Raw genomic sequence first — 14,023 nt, forward strand, 5'->3', positions numbered from 1 at the left:
CTCAGTCGCCCCCGTTCTCAACCTGCTGCGCCTGCCGGGCGCGCTCCTCTGGCGACGGGCCGAAGGTGTCGTCCAGCGCCTGGTTCCACTGGTCGTCGGAGATGCCGAACGCGTCGTTGAGCATCTGCGACTGCCGGCCACCCTGCCCCTCGGTCAGGACCGTGCGGCCGGTGTCCTTCCAGGTCTGCGCCATCTCCTGACCGGCCCGGTCGAACGACTCCGCGCTCCAGTCCGGGTTCAGACAGTCCGGAGTGAACACATCACCCCAGTCCTGCTGGGTGATCTCCTGCTCAGAGGCGTGCGGGTTGCCGCCCATCACGGAGTTCACGCCCACCTTGAGCGCGCCCTGGACGTACTGGTCGTGCTCCCACTGGGTGCCCGCCGCCAGCCCGAGGCGGTTGGCGATCTCGCCGGCGTCGCTCACCAGCGCGCGCACGCCCCACTCCCAGCGCTCCGAGAAGTCCTCGAAGTCGACCGACAGGCCGTGGTGCCCGGCCTCCATCCCCGTCATCGACAGCTCGGAGAAGCCCTTGCCCATCACCGCACCGGTCGCGCCGCCCAGGTCGCTCAGCCCGTCGATGGTGGCGCCAACACCCTGCGTGAACCTCGCCACCGACGCCTTGTCGAAGTTCAGGTCCATCCCGTCACCCACGGCCACGTCCCTCCTCCGCCGTCTCGGTGTCTACGGCGGCGCCGTCCGGAACGATCCCGGTGACCGGCGGGAAGAACATCGACCCGTCCCCGCTGGCGATGTCCACCGCCAGACCGGTGGGCTCGCCCAGCGACGGCACGACCTCGTCCACGATGCGGGCGCCCAGGAGGGCCGCATACTCCATCGGACGGTCACCCGGCCCGTGGTGCACGGCGAACCGGGCCAGCGCCGTCTCGTCAGTGAAGCCGCAGATCCACCGCACCCCACCCGAACGCGCCGACCACAGGCCCCCGTCGGAGGTGGGCACCAGCAGGATCGAGCGCCTCATCTCACCCACCAACGCCCGAGGGTCGCCGACCCCCGCCCGCCGCTCGGCGATCCGCTCGGCAAACGCCGTCCTGGGCTGCTCCACGGCGGTCCCTCCCTCGTCCTCGGTCACTGATGGCACCGTAGAACAGACGCTTCGGGAGGTGCCGGTGGTTCTCTTGAGGGCTCACCAGGGTCCGCGCGGGGGGGCCGGTGTCCACGGGGGTGGTGGAGTGCGGCGGTACGAGCAGCCCGTGCACCGGGCTGTGCCTGCCGCGTCCGAGTCGCGGGACGCGGATGTCGCAGGAGCAAGAGGGCCTCGCGCTGAGGCACCTGGCTCTGATGCTCGACCTACGCTCGTCCTGACGGCTTGTCAGTGATGTCGCAGCCGGAGGAGATGAGCGCACTGCGGGATTTCGGGCGGCCGATACCCGTCCGTCGATCATCCCGACCAGGACTCGGCGTACACGTACGGTCTGTGCCATGCGGTGAACAGTGCTTCGAGCAGTCGGCGCTGACAGCTTCTACGACCGCCGCCTGCGGGCACCGACATCCTCGACGCGCTGATCGGTGCTCGCCTGACGCGGGCGGGTGCCGCGTCTCGCTCCCACGCCAGGCCCGGGCTCTCGGTCGTGCCGCCAGCAGGTCCGCCCGGTTTCGGTCTGTCCGGACCGGCGGGCCGCGAGAGCCGCCGCGTGGCCGCCTCGGCGTCAGCCGCTCACGCGGGCCGGCCAACTCAGGGCACCACCCGGACCTGTGTCCCCCCTCGACCACCTCGACGTCGCCGCACTGGCCGACATTGCCCACGTGCATGCTGGAGCTCGTGCCCGAGCTGGAGCCGGCCGGTGGGAGATCGGCCGGTGACGACGTACACACCGACCTCGGCGGCAAGCCGGGTCGATCCGTCGGCCACCATGGGCGGGCCCGAACGCCGGCACCCCGAGCCTCGGACGGGCCGACGCGATCAGCTCACGCCGGCAGAGGGGATGTGCCGCTGTCACAGGCCCTGGGCTACACCCCGGTCGGCTCACCGCTCCCGTCACCTGCGGAGGGGTGGGTGATCGAGCCGTGTGCGGCTGTGCTGGTGGATGGGCCGTGAGTCATGGTGGTGAGCGCTTCGGCGGCGTTGGCGTGGACTGGCAGGACTGCGTCCACACCGGTCAGGACGAGCATCCGCATCAGGCGGTCGGGGACGTCCGCGAGTCCGAGTGCGCCGCCCAGCGCCTGGGTCGCGTGCCAGAGGCCGATGAGCGCGCTCAGACCGGCGGAGTCGCAGAAGCCGACCTGTGCCAGGTCCAGAACCAGGTGCGGACACCCTTGCTCGATGATTCCCGAGGCTTCGCGGCGCAGGGTGTCCGCGGTGCGTGTGTCCATGTCCCCGGCGACTGTGGCGATCGCGAGGCCTGGACGGGGGTGGTGGACAGTCAGGTGCAGCGTGGCGGGCACGTCGGTCATCACTCCTGGCCGAAGTGTTCGGGCGCGGCGGCGGTGTGTGCGGTGGCGGCGATGCCACCGTCGGGTGCGGTGTCAGGGTGGGGGACGGACAGGGCGAGCAGAGCCACGTCGTCGCCGGCTCCGTCGGGCAGCGAGGCCAGCAGGGTGATGCTGTCCTCGACCAGGGAGGGGGCGGTGACGGGCCGGGTGCGCTGGTGGAGGAAGCCGGTCAGACCGTTGTCACCGAGCATGGCGCCCTCGGCGGTGCGGGCTTCGATCAGCCCGTCCGTGTAGAGGAACAGGCTTTCCCCTGCCGTCAGGGAGAAGGTGGCCTGGGCGAAGTGCGCCTGAGGGAAGGCGCCGACGAGCATCCCGCCCTCGGGGCGTACGGCCCGCACCCAGACGGCGTCGCTGGCGTCGGGGCGAAGGTGGTAGGCGGGCGGGTGGCCGCCGCTGGCGACGGTGACGGTGAAGCCGCCGTCCTTCCGGGGCTCCAGAAGGCCGAAGAGGACGGTGCAGAAGCGGCGTCCGGCGGTGACGTCGGTGAGCAGCATGGTGTTGAGCGCGCTCAGCACGGTGAGTGGATCGGCGTTGATCTGGGCCGCGGCGCGCAGAGTGTGGCGGGCCAGGGCGGTGACGGTCGCCGCCTCAGGGCCTTTGCCGCACACGTCACCGAGGAAGAACGCCCACCGGTCGCCGAGGGAGAAGACGTCGTAGAAGTCGCCGCCCACGTCTTGGGCGGAGGCGGTGCGGTAGTGGCAGGCCAGCTCCAGACCCGGCACCACGGGCAGGGCCGGGGGCAGCAGGGTGCGCTGGAGGGTGGAGGCGAACGCGGCGATGGCGGCCTTGTCCTCCTCCGCCTTCTCCCGCGCCGCCCGTTCCGCTTCGGCCCGTGCCCGTTCCGCCTCTGCGTGCCGCCTCTCCGACTCCCGGCGGGCCTGCTCGTCGCGCAGGGCGCGCAGCGCCGACAGCCGCAGCTCCATCTCGTCCAGCACGATCGCGGCGAGATCGGCCAGGGTGGCGGCGTCCTCCTCGGTGATCGAGCGGGGCCGGGTGTCGAGGACGTTGACCGTGCCCAGCCGGTGCCCGTCGGGGGTGGTGATCGGTGCGGCGGCGTAGAAGCGCACCCCCATCTCTCCGGCGACCAGCGGATTGTCCGCCGCGACGGGGTCCTGGAGAGTGTCCGGTATGACCAGCGTTTCATCGCGCAGGATCGCCGAGCCGCACAGGCCCGGATCACGGCCGATCTCCGTTACACCCTCCAGGCCGTGGGCGGCCTTGAACCAGATGCGGTCGGTGTCCACGATCGTAACCGTCGCCACCGGCACGTCGAAAAGCCGGGCGGCCATCGCAGCCACCCGGTCGAACGCTCCGTCGGGCGGAGTGTCGAGGATGTCGTAGCGGCGCACCACCGCGATACGGGCCGCCTCCGCATCCGGGTCGGGAACCAGCTCGGGGCGGCGCCCGGGAGCCGGGTCGGTGGCCGATGTCTGCTGCACCATCGGCTTTCCTCTCCGTTGATGGGCTGCCGCCGTGAACGGCACGAAGGACGCAGCCTAAGTCGACCACACGCCCGAACGCCAATGCCCTCGGGCAGCCGGGCTCTCGGCACAGGCTCCCTGTGCGATGTACCGGGTCGGTGCCGTGGGTCCCACGGCCATGGGCGTGCAGGGCGTTGGTTCCGCTCGGTAGGACGATCGGAATCGGCTCCCCCGAGCACCCCCTTGCGGCAGGCCCCGCCGTGCTGCGGGCGAGGGCACGCGCTCGAAGACCCTCCTGGCCCGTGACCGGCCGGGGAGGTCCGGGTGCGGGGCAGCCGTGAGGTCCGGGGCTGCCTCTGTGTGGAGCGTGACGCGACTCGCTCGGCTACGCAGGCCGATCCAGGGCATTCGGTGGGACGGATCACTGCGAACGAGACCATACGTAAGGCGTCGTCCTATCCTCGCGCTGCCCTCCGTCCGGATCGGGTACAGGCCGATGGCAGTGGTGGCGCTGCGTGCGCCCGCCTCCCCTCCATGACGGTGCTCACAGGCTTCCGGCGTGAGGTGCGGCCTCCGGCGCCGGACTTCAAGGGCTCGGGCCCGGCCCGCGGCACCCCGTCCGCAGGCCTGGGTGCCGCAGCTCGGCACCACTGGTAGGGGCGGACGCAGCAGCGCCTACTCTTGAGGCGTCGCGCTCGGCCGCATGAGGAAAGGGGGCAAGGATGCGAGAGACGTGCCTGTCCTCAGGGCACCGCACCGCGGCGGATCGCCATGTCGCGGTGGAGTACTCCAGTGACGACGAGTGGGCGGGTCACCTCCTGGCCTTCGTCCGAGCGGGCCTGGAGAGGGACGAACAGGTGCAGTACTTCGCGGACGTCACCGATCCCGGCGTCGTGACGCGCACCCTGACGGAGCGGGGCGTGGACGCGGTGTCAGCGGTGCGGCGCGGTCAGCTCATGGTGGCGACCGCCCACGAGACCTATCTGGCTGGATCCCGGTTCGACCCGGACGCGATGGTCGGCCTATGGCATGAGGCCGTGGACGCGGCTGCCGCACGGGGCTTCAGTGGTCTGCGGGCGATCGGAGAGATGTCCTGGGGCGGCCGGGACATCGCCGGCGCCGACCGACTGCTGGAGTACGAGCTGCGCATCCATCACGAGGTCTTCGCGCAGTTGCCCCTGCGTGCCTGGTGCTTCTACGACCGGCGCCTGCTGTCGGGCGCGGAGCTGGACGTCCTGCGGGAAGCCCACCTGACGAGGACGGCTTGTGGCCCGAGTGAGAAGCCGGTGCTCTCGGCCGTTCCTCTCAAGACTCTGCCCGGATTCCGGCTCGTCGGGTCGGTCGGCTACGAGAGTCGTCATGTCGTCGCCTCGGTGGCCGCCGCGATCGCCGCGTCGCCGGTGGGGGACCTGACTCTGGATCTGTCGGCCCTCGGCCATCTGGACATCGCGGCCCTGGCGGACATCGTGAGCGCGGCGCGTCGACGCCCCGCAGGCACGCCGGTGCGTCTCCTCGGGGCACCGGCCGCCGTCCACCGCATGATGCAACTCTTCCCGGAGCTGAGAGCAGGCCTGGAGGTGGCCGTACCGTGACCACCCGCACTCGGCAGCATTCCTTGCCCGCTCGGGACGACGCCCGCTTCCGCCATCCGGCCCTCTTCTACACGACCGAGGCGGACTACGCGAAGGGCGTGGGCCGGTTCGTCCGCGGGGAAGCGGCCCGCGCACAGCCCGTGCTGGTCGCGGTTCCCGGCGAGCGGCTGACCTCGCTTAAGGACCTTGTCGGCGAGGAACACCAGAACGTCACATGGGTCGACATGCGACACAGCGGACGCAATCCCGGTCGCATCCTCTCCATGCTTCAGGAGTTCGCCGACCGGCACGCGGACCGCTCCCCGGTCATCGTGGGCGAGCCCATCTGGGTGGGACGCACGGCCGCGGAGGCATGGGAAGCCACCCGCCACGAGGCGCTGATCAACCTTGCCTTCGCGGGCCGGCGAGCCACCATCCTCTGCCCGTACGACACGGCCCTGCCCGAGCACGTACTTCGGGATGCCCACCGTACACATCCCGTCATCGGCGATCCCGGCGGGTATCGGCACAGTCCGCACTACACGGACCCGCACGCCGTCAGCAGCGACTGCGACGTGCCCCTGCCCGACCCGCAGGCTCCGGTCGTGCTGCGCTTCGAGCAGCGAAACCTCGGAGACATCCGCGACACGGTCAGTGGCTGGGGCGAGTCGGCGGGCCTGTCCGCAGCACGCCACACCGACTGGCTGCTGGCAGTCAACGAAGCCACCGGCAACTCGGTCCGCCACGGCGGGGGCAGCGGCACCCTGCGTCTGTGGCGCACAGCTGACACGGCCGTCGCCGAGGTGTCGGACCGCGGACGGTTCACGGACCCGCTCATCGGCCGACGCCGGCCCGATCCGCTGTCCGCCGGCGGCGGCCGGGGTGTATGGATGATGCACCAGCTCTGCGACCTGGTGGAGATCAGGTCATGGCCGTCCGGCCTGGTCGTCCGTCTCCATGTGGCGCTGGAGTGAGAGACGAAGCCGCGAGTGCGGCTGTCTCCGGGAGGGGCGTCGGCGGGCCCGGCAGCGTGACGGCTTCTTCGCCCCACGGAGGACCCCCTGCTGTTCCGGAACGGGCTGCGTGCCGATGCCGTGGACCGTTGTGCGGCGTGCCGGGAAAGGCCGTGCGAAATCCGTCAAGGGTTCGATGCATGTGCGTGGATCTCAGGGGTATGAGCGCGGCTGCCGGGCGGCGCCCGGCGTGGACCAGACTGATCGACCGGGAGGGGCGCGTGATGGCGACGACCGTGCAGGCTGCTGAGCGTACGGTGGACGTGCCGGAGATGGCGGACCCGTCCAAGGTGGCGCCCAGGGACGCACGGGAGCTGTCGCGGCTGTTCTTCGACCAGCTGGCGGTGCTGGAGGAGGGGAGCCCCGAGTACCAGTACGCGCGCAACACGCTGATCGAGATGAACATGTCCCTGGTCCGGTTCGCAGCAGCGCGGTTCCGCAGCCGGGGCGCCGAGGAGATGGAGGACATCGTCCAGGTCGGCATGATCGGGCTGATCAAGGCCATCGACCGGTTCGAGGTGTCCCGCGAGGTGGAGTTCACCTCCTTCGCGGTGCCGTACATCGTCGGCGAGATCAAGCGGTTCTTCCGCGACACCTCCTGGGCGGTGCACGTGCCCCGGCGGCTGCAGGAAGCACGCGTGCAGCTGGCCCGCGCCACGGAGGAGCTGCGCACTCGGCTGGGTCGGACGCCGACGACCAGGGAACTCTCCGAGCTGATGTGCCTTTCGGAGGACGAGGTCGTCGAGGCGCGTCTGGCCTCCAACGGCTACCGGTCCGCCTCGCTCGACGCGGCGATCAACGGCAGCGAGGACGGCGAGAGCGCGCTCGCGGACTTCATCGGCGACGAAGACGCCGCCCTCGGTCTTGTCGAGGACTTCCACGCCCTCGCCCCGATGATCGCCGAACTCGACGAACGTGACCGGAAGATCATTCATTGGCGTTTCGTCGAGGAGCTCACCCAGAAGGAGATCGGCGAACGCCTCGGCATCTCCCAGATGCACGTCTCCCGCCTGATCACGCGACTCCTGGCCCGCCTCCGCGAGGGCATGCTGAGCGCGACCTGACGGCTACCCCGTCAGCAGGAGTGGGGCCCCGGAGGTGGTGTGCGGGGCTCCCACCCGGGCGCAACCTCGACGACCGAGCCCTCGGTCGGCGCGCCACCGTCGAAGGTGACTCACAGGCGCTCTCGCAGGTCTTGGCCCGAACGGAGGCAGGTCGTCTCGGCGCTGAGATGACGCTCGCTCTCAAGGGCGTCGGATGCACCGTTTCAGTCGGCCGGCACCGTCGCTCCCAGGAGGGCCGCAGTGGCCGGGTGGGTGGGGTGGGAGAAGAGGCGGGACGTGGGGCCGTGTTCGGCGGCGCGGCCTTCCGAGAGGACGAGGAGTGTGTCCGTCCGGTCGGCGACGAGACGGAGGTCGTGGCTGATCAGGACGAGGGCGAGGTCCCGCCGGACGCGAAGATCGTCGAGCAGGTTCATGACGGCCTCGGCGGACTCCGCGTCGAGGGCGGAGGTCACCTCGTCGCATACGAGGACGTCGGGTCCGGCCGCGACGGCGCGGGCGATGGAGGCGCGCTGGCGCTGGCCGCCGGAGAGCTCGTGGGGGTAGCGGGTCGCGAAGTCGGCGGGGAGGCCGACCTGGTCGAGGAGTTCGAGGACGCGCTCGTCCCTCAGGGCGCGGGGAGCGCGGTCGTGGAGGGCGAGGGGCCGGCGGATGGCCGAGCCGACGGTGCGACCGGGGTTGAGGGTGCCCAGGGGATTCTGCGGGATGAGCTGCACGCGTCGGCGCTGTTCGCGGGTGCGGCGGCCGGCGGTGGCGTGCAGGGCGGTGCCGTTGAGGGTGACGGTTCCGCTGGTCGCGCGGTGGAGGCCGACGACGGTGCGCATCAGGGTGGTCTTGCCGGACCCGGACGCGCCGACCACGCCGAGGCTGCCGCCGGCGGCCAGGTCGAAGTCGATGCCGTGCAGAGCGGGGATCCGGCGTCCACGGTGGGTGAAGGCAGCCGTGAGTCCGGTGACGGTGAGTCGCGGGGGCTGGGCGGAGATGTCAGGGCGTGCAGGCGCGGGGGAGGGGACGTACCGGGGGACCGTGCCGGTCCGGGGGCGCAGTTTCACGACATCGTCGGCCAGCCGGGTGACGAGGTCGGCGTCGTGGCACGACAGGGCGATCGCGATGTGGTGCCGCTCGGCCAGGTGGCGAAGGAGTTCACCGATCTCGTCCCGCAGGTGCGGGTCGAGGCCGGCGGTGGGTTCGTCGAGAAGAAGGACGGCCGGGTGGCGGGCCAGCGCGCGGGCGAGGGCGACACGCCGCTGCTGACCGCCGGACAGGCTCCCGGGGCGGCGGTCGGCGAGATCCCCGTCGGTGGGCAGCCGTACTTCGCCGAGGAGCGCCGTGAGCGCCTCCGGGCTGCGGTTCGCGGCGACTTCGGCGATCAGGCGGCGGACCTTCAGGCGCGGGTTGAGGCCGGAGCCGGGATCCTGGCCCACGTAGGCGAGGCGGTGGCGTCGCAGTCCGCGCAGCTTGTCGTCGGGCAGGGCGAACGGGTCGTGGCCGAGGACGTCGACGGTGCCCCCGATGCGGCGCGCGCCCGAGGGCAGGACGCCGGCCACGGCCCGCAGCAGAGTCGTCTTCCCGGCGCCGGACGGGCCGGTGAGGGCCACGACCCGGCCGGCGCGAAGTTCGAGGCCGCCGTTCTCCAGCAGGAGGGTGCCGTCGGGTCCGGCGACGGTGAGGCCGTCGACGTGCACGACGGTCCCGTCCGCCGGGAGCTGCTGATCCGTGTACCAGCGAGGCATGTGGTTCACAGTGGGGTCACCGCCTTGCGGCCGCCGTGCGGGGCGAGTGCCGAGGCGGCCAGGTTGACGCTCATCGCCAGCAGGCCGATGGCGATGCTGGGGGCCAGAACGGCCCACGGGTTGAGGAGGATGCCGCCCGCGTTCTCACGGATCATCAGAGCCCAGTCGGCGGCAGGCGGCTGAGGGCCCACCTGGAGGAAGCCGGCCGTGGCGACGACGTACACGGCGGCGACGAACCGCAGTCCGAACAGGGCGAGAAGAGTGGCGCGCAGATTGGGCAGGACTTCCCTGACGACGAGGTGGCTGAGGCGCTCGCCTCCGGCCGTCGCCGCTTCGACGTAGCCGGACGCGACGACGGGGGCGGCGGCCGCCGCCACCAGACGTACCGCGTACGGCACGCCGAGCACGTACGCGGCGGAGACCAGCGCGAGGCGTCCGCCGGCCGGCCAGGACAGGGCGACCAGCAGGATGCCGAGGACGGGCGGCAGCAGCATGAGGACATCGGCCGCGCGGTCGATGACGCGTCCGATCCCGGGGCGCAGGGCGGCGACCGTGCCGAGGACGGCGGCCGTCGCGGTGACGAGCACCGCCACGACGAGGGAGGTGGCGATGAGTTCGCGGCCGCCCGCCAGCAGCCGGGTCCAGACGTCGCGACCGAGCTGATCGCCGCCGAGCGGGGCTCCGTCGCCGGCTTCCGCGTACGGGGCGGTGATCGGGGCGTCGATGGCGTGCGGGGCCGGCCACGGCCCCGCCACGGCGAGGAGGACGAGCAGCAGCGCGGGCAGGGTGCGCAGCAGCGTGCCCCAACCCGGACGAGTTCGACATGTGGGAGGTGCGGTGGTCACAGGCGTCCTCCGGATGCCCAGGCCCGGACGAGGTCGGCGAGAAGGAGCACGCCGGTGATGACGGCGCCGGTGACGGCGACGACTCCCGCGACGACGGGGCTGTCGCGGTCGGTGACGGCTCCCGCGAGAACGGCGCCGAGGCCGGGGTAGTTGAAGATGGTCTCCACCACCACCGCGCCGCCGAGGAGCATGCCGGTGGAAGTGGCGAGGCCGGCGGCGATGGCGGGCAGCGCGCCGGGCAGCACGTGGTGGAGGAGCACGCGGTGGCTGGGCAGTCCGTCGAGGACGGCGGTCTCCACGTGCGGAGCCTCGGCCTCGTCGGCGAGGGCGGCCCGGACGATCCGGGTGTTCCAGCCGATCTGCGGGATCGACAGCGCGACGACCGGCAGGACGAGCATCTGCCAGGAGGCGGGCGCGCCGCCGCTGTCGGCCAGGGTCACCGCGGGCAGCCACTCCAGCCACTGGGCGAAGACCAGGACGAGGGCGACCCCGACGACGAATTCGGGCAGCGCGAGTACGGCCGTCGCACCGCCGGAGACCGCCCGATCCGTCATGCCACCGGGCCTGAGAGCGGCCCAGCCGCCCAGTGCCAGCGAGGCGAGAAGCGTGACAAGGAGGGCCAGGCCGCCCAGCAGAAGGGTGTTGGGGAACGGTCGGGACAGCAGGTCGGCGACCGGCTCGCCGCGCGCCGACGTCCCCAGGTCGCCGGTGGGCAGGCCGGTCATCCAATCCCCGAACCGTTCCGTCACCGGCCGGTCGAGTCCCAGGAGTGCACGGCGCTCGGCGATGTCGGCGGCGCTCTCGCCGCGTTCGGACGTCGCCATAGCCGCATCACCGGGCAGCAGTTCGACGGCGACGAAGAGGGTGGCCAGCAGGACGGCGAGCAGCAGGGACCGGCGCGCGAGGAGGCCGAGGAGGCGGACACCCGCGAACAGCCAGGGCCGGGACGGCACGGAAGTCTTCCCTCCGGTCGCCCCGGCACCCGGCTGCGCGGCGGTGTCCGTCAGCGGTTCAGCCATGCCCGCTCGAACTGGACCCGGCCGTAGCCGGGGAGCCTGGGCAGGCCACGCACGGTCGCGGCGGCGAGGTCGATGCCGTCGGCCATGCCCCACAGGAGATAGCCGGAGGCGTCGTGCTGGATCTGCTGCACCTCGCGGAGCAGCTTGGCGCGGGCCGCCGGGTCCTTGGTGGCCATGGCGGTGCGGTACGCGGCGTCGAACTCGGGGTTCTTCCAGCCGGTCTCGTTCGTACCGCTCTCGGAGACCAGGACCTTGCTGGCGAAGAAGACGACGGAGTCGTTGGTGCCCCAGTAGGTGGTGTAGAGGTCGCCCTTGAGCCAGGTCTTGTCCCAGAAGGTGCCCGACTCCTGCTTGACCACCTTGATCTTGATGTCCGCCTCGCGGACCTGGGTGGCGAACAGCGTCGCCATCTCGGCGAGACCGGGGATGTCCTCGGTCGTCATGAGTTCGTACGTCTTCGACAGCTCGAAACCCGCCTCCTTCAGCAGCGACTTCGCCTTGGCCAGGTCGCGAGCGCGCTGCGGGACGTCCTCGGCGTAGCCGGGGTCGCCGGTGCCGAGGATGTCGTTGGCGACCGATCCGTACCCGGACAGCACCTGCCTGACCATGGCCTCCCGGTCGACGGCCAGGCGCAGGGCCTCGCGGACCTTCGGGTCGGCGAAGGGCGAGCCGGCGGCCGTGCGCATGACGATGGGCATCGCCATGTCGTTGGGGCGGCGGACGACCTGGACGTCCTTGCGCTTCTCGGCGGTACGGGCCGCGACGGCACCGACGTTGGAGGCGACGTCGATCTGGCCGGCGAGCAGAGCGTTGGACAGGGCCTGCGGGGACTCGAAGATCTTGACCTCGATGGCGTCGAGGAGGACCTTGCCGCCGTACCACTCGTCGTTGCGGACGAGACGGGCGTTGCCGCCGCGGAACCACTCCAGCTTGAACGGGCCGGTGCCGGGTGCCTTCTCGATCTCCTTGTCCGCGGTGCCCTTCTTGACGACGAAGGTCGTCAGGCGCATGAGCAACGGGAGTTCGGCGTTGGCGTAGTCGGAGACGAGGACCACGGTATCGGTCCCCTCGGCCTTGATGTTCCCGGCCTTGATGCCGGGCAGGCGGGAGGCCCCGGACGGGGTGCCGCGCAGTCGGCGCAGGGAGAAGACGACGTCCTCGGCCGTGACGGGAGTGCCGTCGTGGAACGTCGCTCCCTTGGCGAGGGTGAAGCGCCAGGTCTTCAGGTCGTCCGAGGACGTCCAGGAAGACGCGAGGCGGGGGAGGGTGTTCGGCTTGGCACCGGGAATGGTGAGGGTGTCGTAGACGAGGGAGAGGATGAGGTAGTCGCTCTCGTTGGCCTGACTGCCGTGCGGATCACGGATGATGGCGTTCGCCCGACCGAGCGCGCCGATGCGCAGCGTGCCACCGGCCTTCGGCTTGGCGGAGGAGTTCTTGGCAGCGTCCGGGGACGACGTGTCGACGCCGGACCCGCAGGCGGCCAGCAGAGCCGCCGCGCCGATGCCGCCACCGGCCCACAGCAGTTGCCGTCGATTCAGTTCCACGCGTCCGCCCTTGCTCGTTCAGACCGAAAATCACAGGTACTTAGGTGTGCCTACCCTAAGATTCACGGTCGTGACAAGAGGATGGCCGTCTTCCGTTCGCCATGTCCGAAATGCCTGGTGTGTTTGATCTCGATCGGGCGAATCAACGGTGAACTGGCCTTCGAGGTAAGCGACTTGCTGTATCGAAGTAAGGCTTGCCTTACCTAATCCGCGCTGCTACGTTCCGTTCGGCTGCTGACGCGGTCACATCATTCAGGCCCCGTCTCTGCCCGGGGGCCTCACCTCGCATGCCCACTTCCGGCCTCGCCCCGATTCCCCCGCACGCCCGCAACGGAAACGGAACCCCTCAGCCATGACCCCGGCGCCTGCACCCGCCCCTGTCCGTGCGCTCGATGACGCCTCGATCGACGAACTGAGCCGAGCGGCGCAAAGGATCCTCGACGAGTTCGGCAGCTCGGCCGCCCGGCCGGAGCTGCTGGAGCGCGTCGCCGACACGGCGGCCGGCTTGAGCGAAACGATTCGTCGACAGTGCCGCCCGGTCGACACGGCTGACGGCTTGTTCGTGCTGCGCGGTCTGCCCGTCGACGACACCGAGATCGGTCCCACCCCGCTGAGCTGGGCCACCGCGGGCGACAGCGCCGCCGTGTGGGACGTGCTGCTCCTGCTGCTCTCCACGGTGATGGGCAACCCCATCGCCTGGGCCGGGCAGCAGGACGGCCAGTTCGTCCACAACATCGTGCCCAGCCCCGGCCACGAGCGGGAGCAGACCGGCGCCAGCAGCACCGTCCTGCTCAGCCCGCACACCGAGGACGCCTTCCATCCCGGCCGCGCCCATCTGCTGATGCTCGGCTGCCTGCGCAACCACGACCACATCGCGACCACCGCGGCCAGCATCCGCAAGGCGCGGCTCGCCGAAGAGGACGTGGCGCTGCTGTCCCGCCCGGAGCTGCCGATCCTCCCCGACGACGCCTACGCGGAGGCCCAGGGTTTCGGCGGGCTGCCGCCGAAGGTCCCCACCGTGTGGGACTCCGGCGACGGCCTCACCCTCCGCTTCGACCCCGCCTACACGCCGCTCGACGACGCCACTGCCGAACACCGCGCCGCCTACGGCCGACTGGAGGACGAACTGGCCCGCGTGTCCGTGGCCGTCAGCCTGGAGCCCGGTGACGTCCTGGTCGTCGACAACGACCTCGTCGTCCACGGCCGCGTGCCCTTCCAGGCCCGTTACGACGGCACCGACCGCTGGCTGAAGCGAGCCTCCGTCCGCGTGCCCGGCCGCCGTACCCGGCCCGCCGCCGAGGCGAACGAGCACGGCTACGGCCAAGCCGCGATCCAGGCGTACGCGTAAGCCGCCGGCGCCTCTC

The 14,023-nt window shown here is 71.3% G+C and carries 12 protein-coding genes; 4 read left to right on the forward strand and 8 right to left on the reverse strand.

Going from position 1 to position 14,023, the window contains the following annotated elements:
- Position 1: 1 nt before the first annotated feature.
- The 4 genes from DDW44_RS23770 to DDW44_RS23785 all read right to left on the reverse strand — a co-directional run bounded on the left by DDW44_RS23770 (position 2) and on the right by DDW44_RS23785 (position 3,894).
- Positions 2-640, reverse strand: a complete 639-nt coding sequence (locus tag DDW44_RS23770; protein WP_108908921.1) for a hypothetical protein — start codon at positions 638-640, stop codon at positions 2-4.
- A gap of 4 nt (positions 641-644) precedes the next feature.
- On the reverse strand, positions 645-1,064 hold the full coding sequence (locus DDW44_RS23775; protein ID WP_108908922.1) for a hypothetical protein: 420 nt from the start codon (positions 1,062-1,064) through the stop codon (positions 645-647).
- A gap of 905 nt (positions 1,065-1,969) precedes the next feature.
- A complete protein-coding gene (locus DDW44_RS23780; RefSeq protein WP_108907665.1) occupies positions 1,970-2,413 on the reverse strand; it encodes an STAS domain-containing protein in 444 nt (147 codons plus the stop codon).
- On the reverse strand, positions 2,413-3,894 hold the full coding sequence (locus DDW44_RS23785) for a PP2C family protein-serine/threonine phosphatase (protein ID WP_108907666.1): 1,482 nt from the start codon (positions 3,892-3,894) through the stop codon (positions 2,413-2,415). Before DDW44_RS23785 ends, DDW44_RS23780 begins: the two co-directional genes overlap by 1 nt.
- 701 nt (positions 3,895-4,595) lie before the next feature.
- Between DDW44_RS23785 and DDW44_RS23790 the strand changes: the two genes are divergently transcribed.
- From DDW44_RS23790 to DDW44_RS23800, 3 genes are all read left to right on the forward strand, one after another.
- Positions 4,596-5,465 carry an MEDS domain-containing protein gene (locus DDW44_RS23790; RefSeq protein ID WP_108907667.1) on the forward strand — a complete coding sequence of 290 codons (870 nt, stop codon included), beginning with the start codon at positions 4,596-4,598 and terminating at the stop codon, positions 5,463-5,465.
- Complete coding sequence (locus DDW44_RS23795; RefSeq protein ID WP_108907668.1) at positions 5,462-6,418, forward strand: anti-sigma factor RsbA family regulatory protein; 957 nt, start codon at positions 5,462-5,464, stop codon at positions 6,416-6,418. Before DDW44_RS23790 ends, DDW44_RS23795 begins: the two co-directional genes overlap by 4 nt.
- Positions 6,419-6,681: 263 nt before the next feature.
- Entirely contained in the window at positions 6,682-7,521 is an 840-nt protein-coding gene (locus DDW44_RS23800) for an RNA polymerase sigma factor SigF (RefSeq protein ID WP_108908923.1), read from the forward strand.
- Between the two features lie 203 nt (positions 7,522-7,724).
- Here the strand turns inward: DDW44_RS23800 and DDW44_RS23805 are convergent, their stop codons facing one another.
- From DDW44_RS23805 to DDW44_RS23820, 4 genes are read right to left on the reverse strand one after another with little or no spacing between them, the layout of a single operon-like run.
- Entirely contained in the window at positions 7,725-9,251 is a 1,527-nt protein-coding gene (locus DDW44_RS23805; protein WP_206307313.1) for an ABC transporter ATP-binding protein, read from the reverse strand.
- 5 nt (positions 9,252-9,256) lie between these two features.
- Positions 9,257-10,096 (reverse strand): ABC transporter permease, encoded by an 840-nt coding sequence (locus DDW44_RS23810; protein WP_244224095.1) that lies wholly within the window; start codon positions 10,094-10,096, stop codon positions 9,257-9,259.
- The gene (locus DDW44_RS23815) at positions 10,093-11,115 is read right to left on the reverse strand and encodes an ABC transporter permease (protein ID WP_108907670.1); all 1,023 of its coding nucleotides are present in this window, start codon (positions 11,113-11,115) and stop codon (positions 10,093-10,095) included. Before DDW44_RS23815 ends, DDW44_RS23810 begins: the two co-directional genes overlap by 4 nt.
- Positions 11,100-12,659, reverse strand: a complete 1,560-nt coding sequence (locus DDW44_RS23820) for an ABC transporter substrate-binding protein (RefSeq protein WP_108907671.1) — start codon at positions 12,657-12,659, stop codon at positions 11,100-11,102. Before DDW44_RS23820 ends, DDW44_RS23815 begins: the two co-directional genes overlap by 16 nt.
- A 352-nt stretch (positions 12,660-13,011) precedes the next feature.
- Here DDW44_RS23820 and DDW44_RS23825 point away from each other — a divergent pair, with 352 nt between their 5' ends.
- Positions 13,012-14,007, forward strand: a complete 996-nt coding sequence (locus DDW44_RS23825) for a TauD/TfdA family dioxygenase (RefSeq protein ID WP_108907672.1) — start codon at positions 13,012-13,014, stop codon at positions 14,005-14,007.
- The last annotated feature ends 16 nt before the right edge of the window (positions 14,008-14,023 follow it).

The sequence above is a fragment of the Streptomyces tirandamycinicus genome, from assembly GCF_003097515.1.
GTDB classification, from domain to species: domain Bacteria; phylum Actinomycetota; class Actinomycetes; order Streptomycetales; family Streptomycetaceae; genus Streptomyces; species Streptomyces tirandamycinicus.